12 protein-coding genes and 1 pseudogene are annotated in these 21,776 nt (G+C 71.4%); 12 read left to right on the top strand and 1 reads right to left on the bottom strand.

What is annotated here, in order from left to right:
- The first annotated feature begins 229 nt into the window (after nt 1–229).
- The 12 genes and pseudogenes from AQJ84_RS12810 (at nt 230) to AQJ84_RS12755 (ending at nt 19,596) form a co-directional block, all read left to right on the top strand.
- Nucleotides 230–4,429, top strand: coding sequence for an Rne/Rng family ribonuclease (locus AQJ84_RS12810; RefSeq protein WP_053190515.1), 4,200 nt, complete (start codon nt 230–232; stop codon nt 4,427–4,429).
- A 253-nt stretch (nt 4,430–4,682) separates the two neighbouring features.
- Nucleotides 4,683–5,003, top strand: a complete 321-nt coding sequence (rplU, locus tag AQJ84_RS12805) for a 50S ribosomal protein L21 (RefSeq protein WP_007381993.1) — start codon at nt 4,683–4,685, stop codon at nt 5,001–5,003.
- Nucleotides 5,004–5,017: 14 nt separating this feature from the next.
- Nucleotides 5,018–5,272, top strand: a complete 255-nt coding sequence (gene rpmA / locus AQJ84_RS12800; protein WP_030042841.1) for a 50S ribosomal protein L27 — start codon at nt 5,018–5,020, stop codon at nt 5,270–5,272.
- Nucleotides 5,273–5,391: 119 nt separating this feature from the next.
- Complete coding sequence (obgE, locus tag AQJ84_RS12795; RefSeq protein WP_030042842.1) at nt 5,392–6,828, top strand: GTPase ObgE; 1,437 nt, start codon at nt 5,392–5,394, stop codon at nt 6,826–6,828.
- Between the two features lie 161 nt (nt 6,829–6,989).
- Nucleotides 6,990–8,420 (top strand): FG-GAP repeat domain-containing protein, encoded by a 1,431-nt coding sequence (locus tag AQJ84_RS12790; protein ID WP_063785358.1) that lies wholly within the window; start codon nt 6,990–6,992, stop codon nt 8,418–8,420.
- A gap of 35 nt (nt 8,421–8,455) precedes the next feature.
- Nucleotides 8,456–9,952, top strand: coding sequence for an FG-GAP-like repeat-containing protein (locus AQJ84_RS12785; protein ID WP_053190518.1), 1,497 nt, complete (start codon nt 8,456–8,458; stop codon nt 9,950–9,952).
- Between the two features lie 112 nt (nt 9,953–10,064).
- Nucleotides 10,065–11,549 carry an FG-GAP and VCBS repeat-containing protein gene (locus AQJ84_RS12780; protein WP_030042845.1) on the top strand — a complete coding sequence of 495 codons (1,485 nt, stop codon included), beginning with the start codon at nt 10,065–10,067 and terminating at the stop codon, nt 11,547–11,549.
- 175 nt (nt 11,550–11,724) lie between these two features.
- Complete coding sequence (locus tag AQJ84_RS12775) at nt 11,725–13,275, top strand: alkaline phosphatase D family protein (protein ID WP_053190520.1); 1,551 nt, start codon at nt 11,725–11,727, stop codon at nt 13,273–13,275.
- 81 nt (nt 13,276–13,356) lie between these two features.
- Nucleotides 13,357–14,172 (top strand): annotated as a pseudogene (locus AQJ84_RS12770) (hypothetical protein); the annotation flags it as partial.
- A 212-nt stretch (nt 14,173–14,384) separates the two neighbouring features.
- Nucleotides 14,385–15,884 (top strand): bifunctional cytidylyltransferase/SDR family oxidoreductase, encoded by a 1,500-nt coding sequence (locus tag AQJ84_RS12765; protein WP_030042848.1) that lies wholly within the window; start codon nt 14,385–14,387, stop codon nt 15,882–15,884.
- Nucleotides 15,885–16,075: 191 nt separating this feature from the next.
- Entirely contained in the window at nt 16,076–18,169 is a 2,094-nt protein-coding gene (locus AQJ84_RS12760; RefSeq protein ID WP_053190522.1) for a hypothetical protein, read from the top strand.
- Between the two features lie 218 nt (nt 18,170–18,387).
- Nucleotides 18,388–19,596 carry a glycosyltransferase family 2 protein gene (locus AQJ84_RS12755; RefSeq protein WP_030042851.1) on the top strand — a complete coding sequence of 403 codons (1,209 nt, stop codon included), beginning with the start codon at nt 18,388–18,390 and terminating at the stop codon, nt 19,594–19,596.
- Nucleotides 19,597–19,617: 21 nt separating this feature from the next.
- On the opposite strand, the gene AQJ84_RS12750 is transcribed toward AQJ84_RS12755, so the two are convergent.
- Nucleotides 19,618–21,660: a hypothetical protein gene (locus AQJ84_RS12750; RefSeq protein ID WP_030042853.1), complete on the bottom strand. Its 2,043-nt coding sequence runs from the start codon at nt 21,658–21,660 to the stop codon at nt 19,618–19,620.
- Nucleotides 21,661–21,776 lie beyond the last annotated feature (116 nt).

Here is a 21,776-nt window from a genome sequence, read left to right as displayed (position 1 = left end):
CCGCCCTCGGACTCGGGAGCCACCTGGGTCGGGCAGCGCACCGACCACAAGACTTTCGCCAGGCCGTACGCATTCGGTGTACGGAACCGGCGAGACAGGACACAGAGAGCTCCCGTGCGGCGCCCGCGCCCCGGACGGCGGCACCGCGCATCGCGCGAGCCGCGGACGTCACCGGCAACCTTGCCGGACCAGGCGCGGCGCCCGGGAGCCTGACGGGAGAAACGCCCGCATGCTCGAACCGACCGAACCCACAGAGTCCTCGACGGACCCCGAAGCGAACACCCCGAGCGACACCCTGCCGCCGCGTCGTCGGCGCCGTGCCGCCTCCCGCCCGGCGGGTCCGCCGGTCGCCTCCTCCGAGGCGCCCGCGGAGACCGTCGCCCCGGCTGTTTCGGCCGCGGAGGCGGAGGACCTCGTTCCCGACGAGGAAGAGCTCGTCGAGGGAGCCGACGGCACCGAGGCCGTGGCCGCCGAGAGCGCCGTGGCCGAAGAGGCCGCGCCCGCCCCGCGGACCCGGCGTCGAGCCACCCGCCGGGCGTCCGCGCCCGCCGGGGCCCCCGCCGCGGCCGAGGCCGCCGAGACCGTCGTACCGGTGACAGCCGCCGACGAGGCCGCCGCGCCGGAGCCGGACGCGAGCCCGGCTGCCGCCGTCGAGACCGAGGACGCCGCCCCGCCTCGTACACGTCGGCGCGCCACGCGTCGTGTGACCGCGCCCGCCGCGGCGCCGGCCGCCGAAGAGGCCGCCGAGGCCCCCGCACCCGTGCCCGCCGAGGCCCCCGCGCCCGCGGCTGCCGAGGAGGAAGAGGCCGCACCCGCCCCGCGGACGCGTCGCCGTGCCACCCGCCGCAGCTCGGCGCCCGCCGGGGCGCCGAAGGCCGACGACACCGCCGGGACGTTCGAGGCCGCCCAGGCCGCCGAGACGGCCGAGGCCGCCGGCGAGCCGGTGGGCCTCCCCGACCTTTCCACCGACACCGGCACCGCCGCTGTGACCGCCGAGCAGCCCGCGGCCGACGAGGCCACCGAGGACGCCGCTCCGCGTCGTGGCCGTCGCCGTGCCACCCGCCGGGTGACCGCGCCCGCCGGCAGCGCCGAGTCCGAGCCGGCCGAGGAGACCGTGGTGACGAGCACTCCCGAGCCCGCGGCTCCCGCCGCCGAGACCGAGGCGCCGCAGGCCGCCGCCGAGGTGCCCGCCGAGGACGCCTCCCCGCGCCGGCGCCGCCGGGTCGCCCGCAAGGCCGCCACCGGCTTCGCCGCGCCCGCGCAGCCCGCCGCCGACGAGACCGACGGGACCACGCGCCGCCCGGCGCGGCCCGCCGTCGCCGTGTTCCAGGCACCCGTCTTCACCGAGCCGCAGTTCCAGACCCCGCAGCGGGCCGCCGCCGCGGCGGCGGCCGAGGTCGAGGTCGAGCCGGAGCCCGAGGCCCAGGTGGTCGAGGAGACCGCCGCCGAGGAGTTCTCCGAGGAGCAGGGCGGGCGGCGTCGCCGTCGTCGCCGGGGCTCCGCTCCCGCGCAGGAGACCGAGGTACAGCCCGCGCAGGCCGCCGCCGAGACCGCCGTGGAGGAGGAGCCCGACGAGGCCGACGACTCCGCCGAGGGCGACGACGGCGAGGAGACCGGTTCGCGCCGTCGCCGCCGCAGGGGCGGCCGTCGCCGCCGCCGCGGCGACTCCGCCGACGCCGAGTCGGGCGACGGCCAGGACAACGACGGCGACGACCTCGCCGACGAACAGGCCGCGCAGGACTCCGAGGACACCGCCGAGCAGGCCGAGGACGACTCCGAGGACTCCGACGACGCGGACGACCGCGAGGAGTCCGGCGGCTCCGGTTCCAGCAGCAGCCGTCGCCGCCGCCGTCGGCGCAGGCGCGCCGGTGACTCGTCCACCGAAGCCGAGCCCGGTGACGGCGACCCCGAGCGCACCGTCGTCAAGGTCCGCGAGCCGCGCAAGCCCTCCGAGCCGTCCGACGAGGTGCAGTCCATCAAGGGCTCGACCCGTCTGGAGGCCAAGAAGCAGCGCCGCCGCGAAGGCCGTGAGCAGGGCCGCCGACGTGTCCCGATCATCACCGAGGCCGAGTTCCTGGCCCGGCGCGAGGCCGTCGAGCGCGTGATGGTCGTGCGCCAGTACGGCGACCGGACCCAGATCGGCGTCCTGGAGGACGGCGTGCTCGTCGAGCACTACGTCAACAAGGAGCAGTCGACGTCGTACGTCGGCAACGTCTACCTCGGCAAGGTGCAGAACGTGCTCCCGTCGATGGAGGCCGCCTTCATCGACATCGGCAAGGGCCGCAACGCCGTGCTGTACGCCGGTGAGGTCAACTTCGAGGCGCTGGGCATGGGCAACGGCCCGCGGCGCATCGAGAGCGCGCTGAAGTCCGGGCAGTCCGTGCTCGTCCAGGTGACGAAGGACCCGATCGGCCACAAGGGCGCCCGCCTGACCAGCCAGGTGTCGCTGCCCGGCCGCTACCTCGTGTACGTGCCCGAGGGCTCGATGACCGGCATCAGCCGCAAGCTGCCCGACACCGAGCGGGCCCGGCTGAAGACCATCCTCAAGAAGATCGTCCCCGAGGACGCGGGCGTCATCGTGCGCACCGCCGCCGAGGGTGCGAGCGAGGACGAGCTGCGCCGCGACGTCGAGCGGCTGCAGGGGCAGTGGGAGGACATCCAGAAGAAGTCGAGGAACGGCGGCAGCGCGAACGCGCCGACGCTGCTGTACGGCGAGCCGGACATGACCGTCCGGGTCGTCCGCGACATCTTCAACGAGGACTTCACCAAGGTCGTCGTGAGCGGTGACGACGCGTGGGAGACCATCCACGGGTACGTCTCGCACGTGGCGCCCGACCTGGCCGAGCGCCTGTCCAGGTGGACCTCCGAGGTCGACGTCTTCGCCACGTACCGGATCGACGAGCAGCTCGCCAAGGCGCTGGATCGCAAGGTCTGGCTGCCCAGCGGCGGTTCGCTGGTGATCGACCGGACCGAGGCGATGGTCGTCGTCGACGTCAACACCGGCAAGTTCACCGGTCAGGGCGGCAACCTCGAGGAGACGGTCACCAGGAACAACCTGGAGGCGGCCGAGGAGATCGTGCGCCAGCTCAGGCTGCGCGACCTCGGCGGCATCATCGTCATCGACTTCATCGACATGGTGCTGGAGTCCAACCGGGACCTGGTGCTGCGGCGCCTGCTCGAGTGCCTGGGCCGCGACCGTACGAAGCACCAGGTCGCCGAGGTCACCTCGCTGGGGCTGGTCCAGATGACCCGCAAGCGGGTCGGCCAGGGCCTGCTGGAGTCGTTCTCCGAGACCTGCGTCCACTGCAACGGCCGGGGCGTCATCGTCCACATGGAGCAGCCGACCTCCGCCGGAGGCGGCGGCAAGCGCCGCAAGCGCGGACGCGGCACCGACGGGCACACGCACGAGCACGAGGCGGCCGCCGAGGCTCCCGAGACGGTGGAGGAGAGCGAGGCGGAGGTGGCTGCCGAGGCCGCCGAGCCGCTCGCGCTGCCCGAGCCCGAGTACACGCCCGACGAGGAGCTGTACAGCAGCGTCGCCGAGGCGGAGGCCGCGGCCGGCCGGGGCCGTTCGCGGCGCCGGGCGAGCCGTCGGGCGTCGGCTCCGGCCGGCGCGCCGAAGCGGGACCGGGACGACCGGCGCGGTGAGAAGCGGGACGAGCCGGCGGGGGCCGAGGCTCCGACCGCGCAGCACGTGACCGCCGAGGAGGAGATCGAGCGTCCGGTGCAGCCGGAGGAGGCCGCCGTCGCGCAGGCCGAGCCCGTCGCCGCCGAGGACCCGGTCGTCGAGGCCGCGGCGCCCGCCGCCGCCGAGGAGGCCGCGCCCAAGGGCCGTACCCGCCGTCGCGCGACCCGCAAGGTGTCGGCGCCCGCCGGTTCGCCCGCCGGGGCCGAGGCCGCCGTGGTGACTGTCGCGGAGACCGTGCAGGTGGCCGCGCCGCAGGCCGAGGTGGCTCCTGTGGAGCAGCCGGAGCCTTCGGCGCAGGCGCCCGCCGAGAGCGCCGCCCCGGCCCGTCCGCGACGTCGTGCCGTGCGCAAGGCCACCGCGCCCACCGCGTCCGAGGAGGCGGCCGTCGTGGTCGTCCCCTCGGCCGCGGAGGAGCCGGTCGCTGAGGCGCCGGCCGCGGAAGAGCGGGCCGCCGCGGAGCCGGCCGGTGCGCAGGAGACCGCCGAGGCGCCCGTCGAGGGCGAGGAGGCCGCTCCGGCCAAGAAGACGGCCGCTCGCAAGACGGCCAAGAAGGCCACGGCGAAGAAGGCCGCCACCAAGAAGACCGCGGCCAAGAAGACGGTCGCGAAGAAGGCGACGGCCAAGAAGGCGGCGAAGACCACCACCGCCAAGACGGCCGCGAAGAAGACGACGTCGAAGAAGACCGCGGCGGCGGAGCAGCAGTCGCCCGCCTCGGTGTCGGCGTCCACCGACGAAGGCTGACGAAGGCCGACCAGGCTGACGAACGCCGAGCGGGTGCGGCCGGTCCATGTGACCGGCCGCACCCGCTCGGGGCCCGACCCGGTTTGACCCGTTCGGCCGCCGCCCCGTAACCTTGACCGTCGGCGTGTCCCTAGACACGTCACATCCCCGTAAACCTCATCCTCCAGGGCACTGGGTGCTGTGGAGAGGCCACTCGCGTGTCGGGCGGCTGGACTGCGGGGGTGCCGTTCCCGAGCGAGAGAGTGAGATCCGCGTGTACGCCATCGTGCGCAGCGGTGGTCGCCAGCACAAGGTTGCTGTCGGCGACATCGTTGAGGTTGACAAGATTTCCACTGCCAAGGTTGGCGACACGGTCGAGCTCTCGACCCTGCTCGTTGTCGACGGCGACGCTGTGACCAGCGACCCGTGGGTGCTGGCCGGCATCAAGGTCCAGGCCGAGGTCGTGGACCACCACAAGGGTGTGAAGATCGACATCCTTCGCTACAAGAACAAGACCGGCTACCGCCGTCGTCAGGGCCACCGCCAGCAGTACACGGCGATCAAGGTCACTGAGATCCCCGCGGCTGCGAAGTAAGGGACTGAGGACACATGGCACACAAGAAGGGCGCATCGTCCACTCGGAACGGTCGCGACTCGAATGCCCAGCGGCTCGGCGTGAAGCGCTTCGGCGGTCAGGTCGTCAACGCGGGTGAGATCCTGGTCCGCCAGCGCGGCACCCACTTCCACCCCGGTGCGGGCGTCGGCCGTGGCGGCGACGACACGCTGTTCGCGCTGAACGCCGGTGCGGTGGAGTTCGGTACCCACCGTGGCCGCAAGGTCGTGAACATCGTTCCGGTCGGCTGATCGGAAACTTTCGCGAGGCGGACCTCACTTCCCTCACGGGAAGCGGGTCCGCCTTTCGCGTGTTTCTCCTAGGAACAGCACTCAGAGAACCATCCCGTACGTAACTGGAGGCACATCCCATGACCACCTTCGTGGACCGCGTCGAGCTGCATGTCGCCGCGGGTAACGGAGGCCACGGCTGTGCCTCCGTCCACCGTGAGAAGTTCAAGCCGCTCGGTGGCCCGGACGGCGGCAACGGTGGCCGGGGCGGCGACGTCATCCTGACCGTCGACCAGTCCGTGACCACGCTGCTCGACTACCACCACTCCCCGCACCGCAAGGCCACGAGCGGCAAGCCCGGTGAGGGCGGCAACCGTTCCGGCAAGGACGGCCAGGACCTGGTCCTGCCGGTACCGGACGGCACCGTCATCCTCGACAAGGCGGGCAACGTCCTCGCCGACCTGGTCGGGCACGGCACGTCGTACGTCGCAGCCCAGGGCGGCCGCGGCGGCCTCGGCAACGCGGCGCTGGCGTCCGCGCGGCGCAAGGCGCCCGGCTTCGCGCTGCTCGGCGTGCCGGGGGACGCGCAGGACATCGTCCTGGAGCTGAAGACCGTCGCGGACGTGGCGCTGGTCGGTTACCCGAGTGCCGGCAAGTCCTCGCTGATCTCCGTGATGTCGGCCGCCAAGCCGAAGATCGCGGACTACCCCTTCACCACGCTGGTCCCGAACCTGGGCGTGGTCACGGCCGGCTCGACCGTCTACACCGTCGCCGACGTGCCCGGTCTCATCCCGGGTGCCAGCCAGGGCAAGGGCCTGGGCCTGGAGTTCCTGCGGCACGTGGAGCGGTGCAGCGTGCTGGTGCACGTGCTGGACACGGCCACCCTGGAGTCCGACCGCGACCCGGTGTCCGACCTCGACATCATCGAGGCGGAGCTGCGAGAGTACGGCGGCCTCGACAACCGGCCGCGGATCGTCGTCCTGAACAAGATCGACGTACCGGACGGCAAGGACCTCGCCGAGATGGTGCGGCCGGACCTGGAGGCCCGGGGCTACCGGGTCTTCGAGGTCTCGGCGGTGGCTCACATCGGGCTGAAGGAGCTGTCGTTCGCGCTGGCCGACATCGTCGGCCAGTCCCGGGCCGCGAAGCCGAAGGAGGAGGCCACCCGGATCGTCATCCGGCCGAAGGCCGTCGACGACGCCGGCTTCACCGTGACGCAGGAGGAGGACGGCCTGTTCCGGGTGCGGGGCGAGAAGCCCGAGCGCTGGGTGCGGCAGACCGACTTCAACAACGACGAGGCCGTGGGCTATCTCGCGGACCGCCTCAACCGCCTCGGTGTGGAAGAGGAGTTGATGAAGGCGGGCGCCCGCTCGGGTGACGGCGTCGCCATCGGCCCCGAGGACAACGCGGTCGTCTTCGACTGGGAGCCGACCGTCATGGCCGGCGCCGAGATGCTCGGCCGCCGTGGCGAGGACCACCGCTTCGAGGCACCGCGACCCGCGGCACAGCGCCGCCGGGACCGGCAGGCGGAACACGACGAGGCGGCGCAGGAGTTCGACGACTTCGAGCCCTTCTAGGTCGCCCCGGCAGCCCGGGAGACCGGCATGGGTTGACTCCGGGGAAAGCTCCGGCACGGACAGGGCAACCAACCGTCACTCCGGCGAGTCGTACTGGGCAGTGCGGATGAGGATCTTGGATCTCTCCGCGGTCAACTGCCCTTACCACGGCCGGAGTCGACGTGCCCTTTCCCGTATCCCGAAGAACTCGGCGTTCCGTCGCCGTCGCTGTCGCCCTGCTGGCCGGGACCGTCGGCGCGGCGCCGGTGGCCCACGCACAGCCGTCCGCCGCGGCGGACGTACTGCAGGACTTCAACGGCGACGGCTACGGGGATCTCGCCGTCGCCGCTCACCACGCGACGGTGAACGGGCAGGCCGACGCCGGTTACGTGGCCGTGCTGTTCGGGTCGGCGAGCGGGCTGAAGGCGACGGCCAGGCAGGTGTACACGCAGGCGTCGCCCGGTGTGCCCGGCACCGTCGAGGCGGGGGACCAGTTCGGTTCCGCGCTGACCGCCGCCGACCTGGACGGGGACGGATTCACCGACCTGGTGGTCGAGACCGGCAAGGAGAAGTGGGAGCAGGGCGGCATCGCCCGACAGGGCAACCGGACCGTGCTGTGGGGCGGCCCCGACGGCTTCACCTCCGGCAAGGTCCTGCCCGCCGTGGGCGACGGCCTGTACCAGGGCGGCGTCTCGGACACCGGTGACTTCGACGGCGACGGGCACCAGGACCTGATCCGGTCCGCCGGCGTGCAGTACGGGCCGATCGGCCGGGACGGTGTGCCCGCGTACACCCGCGGCTTCGAACTCGCCGACGGCGACACGGACCTGGCCCAGGTCGTGAACGGTGACGTGGACGGCGACGGCATCACCGACCTCGTCGCCCATGCCCGCTCGTTCGACGGCGACGACGAGGGCGACCGCGGCGACCATCTGCTGTACGCCCGCGGAACCCGCGACGGCTTCAAGCCGCCGGTCGTGCTGAGGGACGCACAGGGCGAGAGGATCCGCGCCGGTCACTTCCTGACCCTCGGTGACCTCGACGGCGACGGGTGCGCGGAGATCGTCATGGGCGGTGGCGCTCTCCAGGTCCTCGACGGCACCCCGAACGGCCCCGACGTGTCCCGCGCGCCCCTGATGATCAACCAGGACACCCCAGGGGTACCGGGCGTCGAGGAGCCCGAGGACTTCCTGGGCTTCCACGTCTCCATCGGCGATGTCGACGGCGACGGATACGGCGACATCGTGGCGGGCGACCCGTACGAGGAGATCGACGGGGTGACGGGGGCCGGCGCCTTCGTCGTCGTTCCCGGCGGCGCCGACGGTCCGACCGGCGCCGGCTCCAAGCTGTTCAGCCAGAACAGCGCCGACGTTCCCGGCACCGCCGAGCAGGGTGACCACTTCGGAGAGAACACCGCCCTCGTCGACGGCGACGGCGACGGCAGGCTCGAGCCGGTCGTGGCGGCGGTCGCCGAGAACTCCTACGCGGGTTCCGTCTGGGCCTTCCGCTCCACCTCCGCCGGAGCCACGGCGAAGGGTTCCTTCTCCTTCGGCGCCGGCACCCTCGGCACGGTCGCGAACAACGCCCGCCTCGGCGACGTCTTCCCGCGCTGACCTCCCCGCCCCGTCAAGCCACGCGCAGGAGCACCATGAGCAAGCGCAGGTCCGGCAGCCGTCTCACCCTCGCGGCGGCCGTCGCCCTCACCGCGAGTGTGACGGCTCCGGTGGCCGCGCACGCCGCCGACGCCCGGGTGACCGCCGCCGCGAAGCTCCACGACGACTTCAACGGCGACGGCTTCCCCGACCTGGCGATCGGCGCCCCGGACACCAAGGTCGGCCACCAGGCCAAGGCCGGGGCGGTCAGTGTGCTGTACGGTTCCGCCACTGGGCTGTCGACCTCCCGCAAGCAGGTGCTGACCTGGGCGAACAGCGGTGGGGAGCGGCCGGAGAGCCAGTACGGCACCGGACTGCTGAGCGCGGACCTGGACGGGGACGGCTACGCGGACCTGCTGTCGAGCGTCCAGTCGTACATGCAGGACGTCGACTCCGGCTACGCCGTCGTCGTCAACTGGGGCGGCCCCAAGGGGCTTTCGGCCACGCCGACCACCCTGATGTGGGCCCCGCAGTACGAGTGGAGGGGCCAGTTCACCGTCGGGGACGTGGACGGCGACCAGCGCCCCGACCTGGTGACGGCGGGCGCCGACAACTGGCTCGGCGAGCAGCCCGACACGTACAACGGGGACGGCACGGTACGCCACGGCCCGTTCACCAGGACCGGGCAGGCAGCGAAGAAGGACTACCTCACCCTCGATCCCGACCGGGTCACCTCCTACAAGTCACTGACGACCGGTGACGTCAACGGCGACGGTGTCGCCGACGTCGCCGTCCGCGTCGGCAGCACCGAGGAGCCCGACTCCCGCCGCGTGGTCCTGCTCACCGGCGGCCCGAACGGCCTCACCGACAAGGGCGGGTTGAAGGACACCCAGGGCCGCAGCATCGGCGGCGAGGACGTGGTGATCGGCGACGTCAACAAGGACGGCTACGGCGACATCGTCGTCGGCCACTCCTTGGACAGCTATGACAGTGACGTCGAGCTCCCCACCAGGGGCGGTGCGTTGGGCGTGGTCTACGGCGGTCCCGACGGCGTCTCCCGCACCCGCGAGCCGGTGTGGATCAACCAGGACACCCCGGGTGTGCCGGGCGCCGGCGAGTACCAGGACGGCATGGGCTCGGGACTGTCGATCGCGGACACCAACGGTGACGGATACCTGGACGTGGCGACCGGGCTGCCCGGCGAGGACTTCGACGGCCTCACCGACGCGGGCAGCGTGCTGGTCCTGCGCGGGAGCGCCGGCGGCCTGACCGGTACCGGCGCCAGGTCGTTCAGCCAGAACACCGGTGGCGTGCCCGGTGCCGCCGAGAAGGCGGACCGTTTCGGCACTCAGACCGCGCTGGTCGACGCCGACGCGGACAGGACGAGCGGCCTGGTCGTCGGCGACCCAGCCGAGAACGCGGGCAACGGCTCCGTCTGGGTGTTCGCCGCGACGTCCGCCGGCGTCACCGCGAGCGGCTCCCTCACCTTCGGTGCGGCCACGATGGGCGCCCCCGCGACGGGATCGCGCTTCGGTGCCTCGCTGGCGGACTGACGGGATCGCGGGACCTGGACAACGGGAAGCACCGAGACGACCTGAGCGACCAGCACGACCGGACAACCGGACCAACGCGTACGACGCGTACGCCACGACAGGAGGAAGCGACATGAACATATCCCGACGGGCGTGGCGTACGGGTCTCGCCGTTGCCATGACGGTCACCGGAGCGGTGGCTGTCCCGGCCGCGCACGCCGCCGGCGGCGAGGCCGCCGCCACCGCCGAACTGCGGGACGACTTCAACGGGGACGGCTACGCCGACCTCGCCGTCGCGGCGCCCTCGGCGACCGTCGGCGGCAAGAAGGGCGCCGGTTACGTCGCCGTGCTGTACGGCTCGGCAAGCGGGCTGCGCACCGCGACCAAGCAGGTGTTCAGCCAGAACACCGCGGGTGTGCCCGGCAGTGCCGAGACGGACGACGAGTTCGGCAGCGCGCTGAACACCGCCGACCTCGACCGGGACGGGTACGCGGACCTCGTCGTCGGCGTGGGACGCGAGGACACCGCCGGCGGGGGCACCGACTCGGGTCTGGTCGAGGTGATCTGGGGCGGCGCGAAGGGCCTGTCCGGTGGCGCGGCGCTGGCCACGGGCCGTGCCCACGACGCGCTCGGCGCCCACGGCCGGATGACCGTCGCGGACGTCGACGGCGACGACGCCACGGACGTGGTGACCGTGGAGACCCAGCACGACCTGCGGATCGCCAAGGGCCCGTTCACCCGGGACGGTGCCCACAGCGGCGGCGACCAGGTGGTGAAGGACCCCTACGACAGCCGGGTCCTCGACCTGGACGCGGGTGACATCAACGGCGACGGCATCACCGACGTCGTCGCCACCGAGAACGACGGCGACGAGTACGACGCCCGCCGCATCCCGTACTGGCTGGGCACCCCCGAGGGCCTCACCTCCTTCACCCTCGTCTACGACGTCGACGGCGCCCAGCTGCAGGGCGGCGAGAACCTCGACGTCGGCGACGTGAACCGGGACGGCTACGACGACATCGTGGTGGGCCGCGCCGTCGACGGGTACGACAGCGACCTCGACACCTACCGCGCCAAGGGCGGCCGGGTCGCCTGGATCCCCGGCACCGCGGACGGGCCGGACGGCGTCGACGCGGTGTTCGTCAACCAGGACAGTGCCGGCGTGCCGGGCACCGCCGAGAAGGGCGACGCCTTCGGGACCGACGTCCAGATCGGCGACGTCGACGGGGACGGCTACCCGGACGTGGCCACCGGGGTGTTCGGCGAGGATCTGGGCTCGGTGACCAACGCGGGTGCCGTCGTCGTGCTGCGCGGCACCGCGACCGGGCTGACCGGCACCGGCGCCCAGGTGGTCACGCAGAACACCGCCAACGTGCCGGGGACCGCGGAGAAGGGCGACACCTTCGGGCGTGCCGTCCATCTGGGCGACGCCAACGGTGACGGTCTGGCCGACCTGGCCGTGGGCACGCCGGGGGAGAACACGGGCGCCGGGTTCGTGTGGACCTTCCGCTCCGGCTCCTCGACGGTGGTGGCCCCGAACGGCACGACCGCCTTCGGTGCCTCGGTGCTCGGCACGGTCGCGGCGAACGGAGGGCTCGGCACGGGCTTCGCGTACTGATCGACTGTCAGACCCGTTGTGGCACAGTGGTGTTCGTGTGTGCTCCCGTGCCACGACGGGTCTTCTGTTGTCTCCCCATCTGTCATGTACGCGAATACCTCTGTTCAACGGGCGGACCAACCGGAAGCGTGAGCTTTCTTCATCCATGAGGCAAGCGAGGCAGGGGAGTTCGCCCGTGACCGGAGCACTATCGCCCGACCGACGCCGCTTTCTGACCGCCGGAGCCGCCGTGTTCGGCGCCGCGGCCTCCGCCCAGCTGTGGCTGCCGAACAGCGCCCAGGCCGCCGAGACACCGCTGCCCGACGGCGTTTTCAGCCTCGGCGTGGCGTCCGGCGACCCGCTGCCAAACGGCATCGTGCTGTGGACGCGACTCGCCCCCGACCCGCTGAACGGCGGCGGCATGCCCGACGAGGTGGTGCCGGTGCGGTGGGAAGTGGCCGAGGACGACCGGTTCAGAAAGGTCGTCCGCCGGGGCACCGCCCACGCCCGGCCCGAGTACGGGCACAGCGTTCACGTCGATGTACGGGGGCTGCGCGCGGACCGCGCCTACTGGTACCGCTTCCGCACCGGCGGCCAGCTCTCCCGCACCGGCCGCACCCGCACCGCGCCCGCCCGGTACAGCTCCGGCGGCGGCCTGAGGATCGCGCTCGCCTCCTGCCAGAACTGGCAGCACGGCTACTTCACGCCATACGCCGACATGCTGGCCCAGGACCCCGACGTCGTCCTCTTCGTCGGCGACTACATCTACGAGTCCTCGCCGTCGGCGACCGCCCTGCGCCGGCACGAGGGCACCGGTGAGCCGTACACCCTCACCCAGTACCGCAACCGGTACGCCCAGTACCGCACCGACCCCGACCTCGCCGCGATGCACGCGAACGCGCCCTTCGTGGTCACCTTCGACGACCACGAGGTCGACAACGACTTCGCGGGCGAGATCCCGCAGGACCCGGACAAGCAGCCCCACGACGCGTTCGTGGCCCGGCTGACCGCCGCCTACCAGGCCTACTACGAGCACATGCCGGTGCGCGCGAGCGCCGTACCCGACGGCCCGCACATCCGGATGCACCGCCGGCTGGAGTTCGGGCGGCTGGCCCGGCTCAACGTGCTGGACACCCGGCAGTACCGCAGCGACCAGGCGACCAGCCAGGCCGGCGCCCAGGACCCGTCGCTGACGATGCTCGGGGCGGGGCAGAAGCGGTGGCTGCTGGACGGGCTGCGCCACTCGCCCGCCCGCTGGAACCTGATCGCCTCGCAGATCATGATGGCGGAGACCGATCTGCTGGTCGGCGAGGGCAAGCAGTGGTTCTACGATGCCTGGGACGGCTACCAGGTCGAACGCAACGAGTTCCTGAAGGAGTTCGCAGGCGTCCGCAACCCGGTCGTGCTCACCGGCGACCGGCACCTGACGATGATCAGCGACCTGAAGGAGGACTTCGCGAACCCGGACTCCGCCGTCGTCGGCGCCGAGTTCGTCGGCACCTCCATCTCCAGCAACGGCGACCAGGACCAGGCGGCCTTCCACCGGGAGTGGGACCCGCGACTGCCGGACAACCCACACTGGAAGCTGCTGGACGCCCACCGCGGCTACCACCTGCTCGACGTCCGCCGCGACGGCATCGACGCGCGGGTGCGGATCGTGGACACCGTGCGCGCGCCGCAGTCCACGCCGAGCACCCTGGCGACGCTGCGGGTCGACGCCGGACGGCCCGGCGTCCGGGTCGTGTGAGCCCGGCGTAGGAAACCCGTGGGGCGGGCCTGGGACTCATGTGCGTCCCAGGCCTCTCTCAGCGCGGTCTCGGGCAGTCCTCTGACTCTGCGCCCGCTGGCCCGGATCATGTCCTCGCAGTGGCAGCAGTACGTGCAGAACGGCCTGCGCATGGGCTACGAGGACTGGCTCGAGCACATGCTCGAAAAGGCCCCGTACGAGCAGCCCGACCCCAGCTTCCGGCGTCGGCACCGGCACGACCGGCTGGTGGAGCGGTGGGCCCGGGTGGTCGGCCCCGAACGGGTCACCGTCGTCGTGGTCGACGACCGTGACCGGGGTGGTCTGCTGCGGAGCTTCGAGCAGCTTCTCGGACTGCCCGCCCACCTCCTGCGGCCGGTTCCGGACGCGGCGAACCGCTCGCTGACCCTTGCCGAGACCGAAATGCTGCGGAATCTTAATATGGAATTCCGGGGCAATGGCCTCCCGGACGAGCTCTATTCACAGCTCGTCCGATACGGCGCCGTGATGCATATGAAGAACACGTGCACCCCCGGCCCGGAGGACGTGAAGATCCCCACCCCCCGCTGGGCCGTCGAGGCCGCCGCCGGGATCGGTGCCGGGATGGCGGAGCGGATCGGCGGGGCGGGCGTACGGGTCCTCGGCGATTCGGCACTGCTGTCCGCTGGGCCCGACCGCGCCTCAGGCGCGTGGGGAGCGTCGCGGGACGAGCCGGTGGCCGAGCCGAGGATCGCCCCCGAGGTGGCCGCTCAGGCCCTGTACGGGGTGCTCGCGGCGGCCGCGGCGGCACCGGTCAGGCACAGCGCGCCGGCGAAGTCACGGACGGTGCACCAGACCTCCTCGAAGGAACTCGTGCGGGTGCTGGGACACCGCTGCCTGAAGCGGCTGCGTAGAAGCTGAGCCCGCGACGTGTACTCTCCGCAATGCCGGACATCTGTGGAGTTACTCACAGCAATTCCATGGCGTCGGTGGAAGGTGTCCCTCAATCACCAGGAGTGCAAGGTGAATGACAGGTTGCGCGCACATATGCAGCTAAGGGCGCTCACCTTGCACTGCGGTAACCACAAGTGGGACCATTTCCGAGTTCCCTGTCGCCCCAAGGTAGGTCACCTGTGTCACAGCGCATAGCCAAGCCCCGTACCACCGCAGTGATCCTGGCCGGTGGCACCGGCCAGCGCGTGGGTCTGTCGATCCCCAAGCAGCTGCTGAAGATCGCCGGCAAGGCAGTCATCGAGCACACCATGACCACCTTCGAGAAGGCGGACTCGATCGACGACATCATCGTGCTGATGGCGCCGGGCTACGTGCCCGACATCGAGAAGATCGTCGCCAAGGCCGGGTTCAAGAAGGTCAAGAAGATCATCGAGGGTGGCTCCACCCGGAACGAGACCACCGAGCGCGCCATCGCCGCCCTGGGCGAGGGGCTGGCCGAGGGCGAGGACGTGAACGTCCTGTTCCACGACGCCGTACGCCCCCTGCTGTCGCAGCGCGTCATCGACGACTGCGTCACGGCCCTGGAGCGCTTCCAGGCGGTCGACGTCGCCATCCCGTCCGCGGACACCATCATCGTCACGCGGACGCACGGCGAGGACGGCGAGTTCATCACCGAGATCCCGGACCGCTCCCGGCTGCGCCGCGGCCAGACGCCCCAGGCGTTCAAGCTGTCCACCATCAAGCGGGCCTACGAGGTCGCCGCCGGCGACCCCAACTTCCAGGCCACCGACGACTGCTCGGTCGTGCTCAAGTACCTGCCCGACGTGCCGGTCCACGTCGTCGCGGGCGACGAGTACAACATGAAGGTCACCCAGCCGGTCGACGTCTTCATCGCCGACAAGCTGTTCCAGCTGGCCTCCACCGCCGCGCCCGAGCAGAAGGGCGAGGAGCTCTACCGCGAACTCCTCACCGGCAAGACGGTCGTCGTCTTCGGCGGCTCGTACGGCATCGGCAAGGACATCTCCGAACTCGCCGAGTCCTACGGCGCCAAGGTGTACGCGCTGGGTCGCTCCACCACCGGCACCCACGTCGAGAACCCGGAGGAGGTCGACGACGCACTGTCCAAGGCGTACGGCGAGACCGGGCGCATCGACTACGTGGTCAACACCGCGGGCGTGCTGCGCATCGGCAAGCTGGCGGAGACCGACAACGCGACCATCGAGGAAGCACTGAAGGTCAACTACCTGGCCCCGGTGCAGATCGCCCGCTCGTCGTACAAGTACCTCTCCGAGACCAAGGGACAGCTGCTGCTGTACACCTCCAGCAGCTACACCCGCGGTCGCGCCGAGTACAGCCTCTACTCCTCCACCAAGGCCGCCATGGTGAACCTCACCCAGGCCCTGTCCGACGAGTGGGCCGGCGACGGCATCCGGGTCAACTGTGTGAACCCGGAGCGCACCGCCACGCCGATGCGCACCAAGGCGTTCGGGCAGGAGCCCGCGGGCAGCCTGCTCTCCTCCGAGGCCGTGGCCCGTACCTCGCTCGACGTGCTGCTGTCCGAACTGACCGGGCACGTCATCGACGTTCGCCAGCAGGACCCCACGGCGTCCGCCGGACAGGCCTCCGGGTTCGAGCAGGCCCTGGCCAGTGTCCTGGACCGTCAGGACGGCGTGGCATAATCAACAACAATTAGTCGTCTGTCATTCAGGCCTCTGTGGCTGCCCGTTCGCGGAGCATTCGCAGGGGCCTGAATCCGTAAAGTTCCCGAACCTTCTACAAGGTTTTTTCCGGACTTTTTCGACTTTCGCAAACCGGCACCCCTCCAAGAGCAGGTTTCTCCGTGATAAGCACCGCTATTCGCGTCGCCCGGGTGGGCAGCGCGGCAGAGCTGGCAGCGGCGGCCCTCATGATCCTGGGCTTCCCCGCCCTCATGCTGGCCGCGCTCGTCCCGAGCGTCCCCGCCTTCGCGGCCGCGGCCGCCGTGACGTACCTGGCGGACCACTATCTGCACCGCAAGGGCAGCTATCTGATCAACCGCCTCAGCAAGGTGCGGGCCGGTCTGTCGATCCGCTTCCTGATCCGACAACTCCTGCTGATCCTGCTGCTGGCCCGTCTGTCCCTCGCGGACAACCTGGTCTTCTACGGTGCGACCGCCTGCTTCATCGCGTTCTACGGTCTCCAGGCCCCGCACGGCGCCCTGGTCACCCTGATCCGCAACCGCCGCCGGATGCCGGTCGCCACCCGCAACGTCGACCTGGCCTCCCGCATCCGGATCCCGAACGCCCCGCCGAAGCGCCTGCTGAACCGCTCGGCCGAGAAGATGCTCCACCTCGACCTCGCGGCCGTGATCGGCATACTCGTCTCCGCCGCCATGGACTCCGCCCTCGCCGGGTTCGTCGGCGTCGCCGTCACCCTGGCCCTGGGCTGCCTGTACGTGGCGGCGCTGCTGCCGTACGTGCGCGGCAGGAAGATCCCGCCGACCGCCGACAAGGTGCTGGAGGCGGTCGACGACTGGCTGCGCGAGTACCGGCCGGAGACGGTGCTGTACTTCTCCGGCTCCAAGGACTCGGCGTACCAGGTCAACATGTGGCTGGACACCATGGAGAAGCTGGACTCCAGGCCGCTGATCATCCTGCGTGAGCGGGTCATACTGCAGAACCTGGCGCCGACCACGGTTCCCGTCATCTGCGTGCCCGGAGGGGTGCACCTGATGAACATGGAACTGTCCTCCGTGCGGGTCGCGCTGTACGCGGCGAACGTCGGCAAGAACATCCACATGCTGCGCGTCCCCACGATGAAGCACGTCTTCATCGGCCACGGCGACAGCGACAAGCTGGCCAGCGTCAACCCGTTCAGCAAGGTGTACGACGAGGTGTGGACCGCGGGCCGCGCGGGCCGCGACCGCTACGCCATCGCCGACGTCGGGGTCCGCGACGACGACATCGTCGAGGTCGGCCGCCCGCAGCTGGCGCCCATCCAGACCTGGCAGGGCGTGCCGGACGGCCCCGCCGCCGACGGACGCTGCCCGACCGTCCTGTACGCGCCCACCTGGGAGGGCTGGGACGGCAACCCCGGCAACACCTCGATCGTCCTCGCCGGCGAGAACATCGTGAAGAAGCTGGTGAAGGCCGACCCGCCGGTCCGCGTCCTGTACAAGCCGCACCCGTTCACCGGCACCGTCAGCGCCGAGGCCGGCGCCGCGCACCGGCGGATCGTCGCGCTGGTCGAGAAGGCCGCGAGCGCGCGGGCGGCCGACGCCGGATTCAAGAGCGACGCCGACGCCAAGGCCAAGGCCGAGCTCGTCCGCGTCGAGGCCCGCCTGGCCGAGCTGGCCGGCAGCGGCGGGGAGAAGCGCGACGAGGCCGAGGCCACCCGTGACGGCCTGGTCGACGTCGCGAAGCACGAGGAGATCGCCCGGCTGCGGGCGGAGTGGAACGACGCCTACTGGCGTTCCTTCCCCAGCTGGGAGCACCGGGTCATCGCGGGCGCCGAGCCGCGCCTGTACGACTGCTTCAACGTCTCCGACGCGATGGTCTCCGACATCTCCAGCGTGGTCTCCGACTTCATCGCGAGCGGCAAGCCGTACGCGGTCACGGACTCGGCGGAGCTGGGCGTCGAGGAGTTCAAGCGGCAGAACACCGCGGTGCGCGCCGCGGTGATCCTCTCCAACAGCGCGGCCGAGCTGGGCGGGCTGCTGGACGCGGTCCGCGACCCGGCCGCCGACCCGCTGGCCGAGGACCGTCAGGAACTCAAGCAGTACCTGCTGGGTCCCGACGAGCCGACGTCACTCGAGCAGTTCAACACCGCGGTGGCCGATCTCGCGATCAAGGCCGAGACGCGCAACGTCGGCCAGGAGTCGCGGGTTGCGGCGGCGGAGGCCGCCGAGGCCGAGGCGGAGCTGGCGAACGCGGTGCCGGCGCCGGGTGCGTCGCCGGCGGGCGAGGCGGACGGTCTGACGGCGTGACCGCGCACTGAGCGAACTGATCCGCGCTCACTGAAAGGGCCCGGTTTCCAGGGGAGTTGACCCTCGGGGACCGGGCCCTTCCGCATGTCCTCCCGATGTGGCCCCCTGTGAGCTGGCTCACGAAAAGCAGGAGTTTAGGCAACCGGTTGCGGAGGTTGTCCGTCTATCAGGTAGCCAATGAGGCGATACAGGGGAGATTTTCCGTGACTGGGGGAAAAGTGACCGTTGCGCAACCTGATGTGAGCGTGATCATCGGTGCGTACGAGGCGATGCCGTATCTGATCGAGTGCCTCGCGTCCGTGGAGGCACAGACCATCGACCAGACGCGCATCGAGGTCATCGCGGTAGACGACGGTTCGACGGACGGGACGGGGGAGTACCTGGAGGAGTTCGCGGCCCGTGCGGCCATGCCGGTCACGGTGATCCGGCAGGAGAACTCCGGGGGCCCCAGCGGCCCGCGCAACGTCGGCCTCGGCAAGGCCACCGGACGCTACGTCTTCTTCCTCGACGCCGACGACCGGCTCGGCCCCGAGGCGCTCCGGCGCATGGTCGCCATCGCCGACGAGAACGGCACGGACGTGGTCCTCGGCAAGGTCGAGGGCGTCAACCGGTCGGCGCCGAAGTCGATGTGGGGCAGCACGGTGGGGCGCACCGACGTCTACTCCTCCAACATCAAGTTCACGCTGAGCGCGCAGAAGCTGTTCCGCCGCGCCCTGCTGGAACGCCACGGCATGCGCTTCGACGAGTCCCTGTTCACCGGCGAGGACGCGCTGTTCACGATGGAGGCGTACCTGCGGGCGGACGGCGTGTCGATCGTCGCCGACCACACCTGCTACTACCTGGTGGGCCGCGAGGACGGCAAGCACGTGACGAAGAGCGGGGGTTACACCCTGCGCTTCGACTCCGCCCGCGCTCTGATGACCCTGATCGCCGACATGATCCCTCCGGGTCCGAAGCGGGACGTGCTCATGGTCCGGCCCTTCGTCGTCACCCTGCTGCCGCAGTTCGGCCCCCGGTACCTCAAGGACAGCGACGAGGTCAGGCGGCACAAGCTCGAACTGGCGAAGCCGCTGATGGAGGCGTACTGGAACGAGGACGTCGCCCGCCGGCTCAGGGTCCACGAGCGGCTGCGGCTGCACCTGGTCGCCGACCAGCGGCCGGACCTCCTCAAGGACGTCGTGGCGTTCGTCCGGGCCAAGAAGCAGGCGCCGGCCATCCTGGAGAAGAAGGGCCGCCGCCTCTACCTCGTCTACCCGTACTTCCGCGACCGTGAGGCCGGCATACCCGACTGCGTCTACCTCGCCGACGCCCGCGAGGCCCGCGCCTTCCCGGGGTACCGCGAGAGCACGGTCGACACCTTCATGCAGCGGGCGGCACGCAAGGTGCGCCGGGCACTGCCCGCTCGGGAGATGCGGGCAGCGGCCTGACCGGTAGGGGCAGGTCTACGGTCAGTTCTCCGCGGTGGCGTCCAGCTCCAGCTCGCGTGCTTCGTCCAGCGCCCCCCGAGGCCCGGGAATCTCGCCCGCGACCCGCTCCGCCATCCGCACCCGGTGCTCCCGTGACGCCGAGCACAGCGTCTGTACGGCCTCGTTGAAACGCACCTGTGAGGGCGGCTCGTCCGGTCCCAGCAGTTGCCGCTTCAACTCGGCACGCGATTCGACCAGTTCGTCCTTCTCGGGGTGGCGTACCGCCTCCAGCAGTTTCGGCACCCCAGCCGCGTCCGGTGCCAGCACGGTGGCCGCGCGGACCGTCGGGAACATCTCGCGGAAGGCGTCCTCCGGCAGCCCGCTGGTGTTGGCGACCGCGTACGGCTTGCCGCTCGCCAGGAAGTCGCTGACCACGCTGGAGACGTCGCTGACCAGCAGGTCGGCGCGGTTGAAGCAGGAGTACAGGGCGGGCCGGACGTCCGTGACGACCTGGTGCTCCCACTCGGGGAGGGAGGCCCAGTACGCCTCCTCCCAGGCCGCCGTCGCCCGTGCCACCGCGTCGGCCCGTCCGGGCTCGGGCGTGGACTGCAGCAGCATCCGCTCGACCTGGTCGGCGCAGGCCCGGCCGTCCGTGGCGGTGAGGGCGTCCAACTCCTTGGTGCGGCGCTCCAGTTCACCGTCGGCGACCGGACGGCTGCCCGTCCGCTCCCGGTTCGCGGCCCGGATCAGCTCCCGGATGCGCAGGTCGGCGGCCCCGGCACGCGGATCCACGGATCCCGTCAACGGGTGCGGCTTGTACAGCAGCCGAACCCCCGGATCCGCGAGCAGCGCCCGTACGAGGTTCTCACCGGCCTCGACCACCGAGGTGTTGCCGGGGTTTCCGTCCCAGCCCTCCCAGGTGGGCGCGTACAGGACGGTGGTGTACGTCCCGGCCGGCGGGCCCGCGTACGGCAGCACCGCGTCCAGCTGCGGGCGGCCGATCTCCACCACGTCCTTGTCCTCGACGCCGACCTCGGCCAGCGCGTAGCGCTCGCGGGCGGCCGGACCGGCCACCCACACCTCGTCGTACGCCTTCGCGTACGGGTTGCACGAGGAGAGCTTGTCGCTCTCGCCGTGGTTGACGAAGGTGTGCTTGAGGGTGGGGATGCGCAGGACCTGGGAGGTCTTGCCGGAGTTCGAGGGGTGGACGAGGACCTGGAGCGTGGACTGCTCCAGGCGCATCAGGGTGGTCACCTTGGGCAGGCACACGATCGGCACGTCGGTCGCGGCGATCTTCTGCACCATGAAGCGTTCGCGCAGCACGATCAGCGGCCGGCCCTCCAACTGCGCGAGCGGCTCCAGCCACATGTTCGCCTGGTACGCGGAGGACGCGCCGCCCGAGAAGTACAGGCCGACGGTCGGCCGGTACTCGGCCAGCCACGCGTCGAACCAGTCGAGCACCTCCTGCTCGCCCGCCGGGCGGCGGCTCGGCAGCAGCCGGACCAGCAGGTCGAACAGGCCCATCACCGCGAGCCCGAGGGACAGGGCGATGCCCAGGGCCGCGCACCGCAGGTCGTCGGTGGCCACCGTGGCCAGCAGGCCGGCCGTGGAGGGCAGACCGAAGACCAGCAGGCGGTGACCGGGACGGCGCAGCAGGAGGGGCGGGGCGGCGGACAGGCGCAGGGCGGAGGCGTCGATGTTGCGGGTGACCACCGGCAGCGTGCGGGTGCGGCGGACCAGCACGGAGAGGGCCTGGATCGCGCAGTGCAGCGCGTAGAAGGCCAAAAGACCGGCGACGAGCGGGGCGTAGACCGTCTCCCGGTCCTGCTCGCCCAACCGCAGCAGGCCGAACACCAGCAGCAGGTCCCGCAGGACGTGGCGCACGGTGAGGTCGGCGTGCGTCTTGGCGAGCACCGTGACCATGCCGCGCTGCCACCGGTGCAGCACGCCCTCCGCCGCCAGTGAGGCGATGGTCGCGGCGAGCAGCAGCGGCAGGTGGGGGAGGAGCGCCCCGACGGCCTGGGCGGTGAAGGCGGCCGCGAACAGGGCGGTGAGCAGCACCTGGGCCGCGTGGCGGCGGAGCAGGAGGGCGACCGGGACGGACCGCCGGGCGCGGAACAGGTCGGTGAGCCGCCGACGGGGGCGTCGCGCCGCCGCCGGTCGGAGCCGGAGTCTCGCCGTGCGGCGGGGGAGGGGATCGG

This window comes from Streptomyces resistomycificus, assembly GCF_001514265.1.
GTDB classification, from domain to species: domain Bacteria; phylum Actinomycetota; class Actinomycetes; order Streptomycetales; family Streptomycetaceae; genus Streptomyces; species Streptomyces resistomycificus.
Note: the sequence above shows the minus strand (reverse complement) of the source record. Positions and strands in the feature narration are given on the sequence as shown.

Coding starts and splice junctions, on each gene's coding strand:
- AQJ84_RS12780 (WP_030042845.1), top strand. CDS start 10,065: ATGAACATATCCCGACGGGCGTGGCGTACGGGTCTCGCCGTTGCCATG.
- AQJ84_RS12810 (WP_053190515.1), top strand. CDS start 230: ATGCTCGAACCGACCGAACCCACAGAGTCCTCGACGGACCCCGAAGCG.
- obgE (WP_030042842.1), top strand. CDS start 5,392: ATGACCACCTTCGTGGACCGCGTCGAGCTGCATGTCGCCGCGGGTAAC.
- AQJ84_RS12785 (WP_053190518.1), top strand. CDS start 8,456: ATGAGCAAGCGCAGGTCCGGCAGCCGTCTCACCCTCGCGGCGGCCGTC.
- rpmA (WP_030042841.1), top strand. CDS start 5,018: ATGGCACACAAGAAGGGCGCATCGTCCACTCGGAACGGTCGCGACTCG.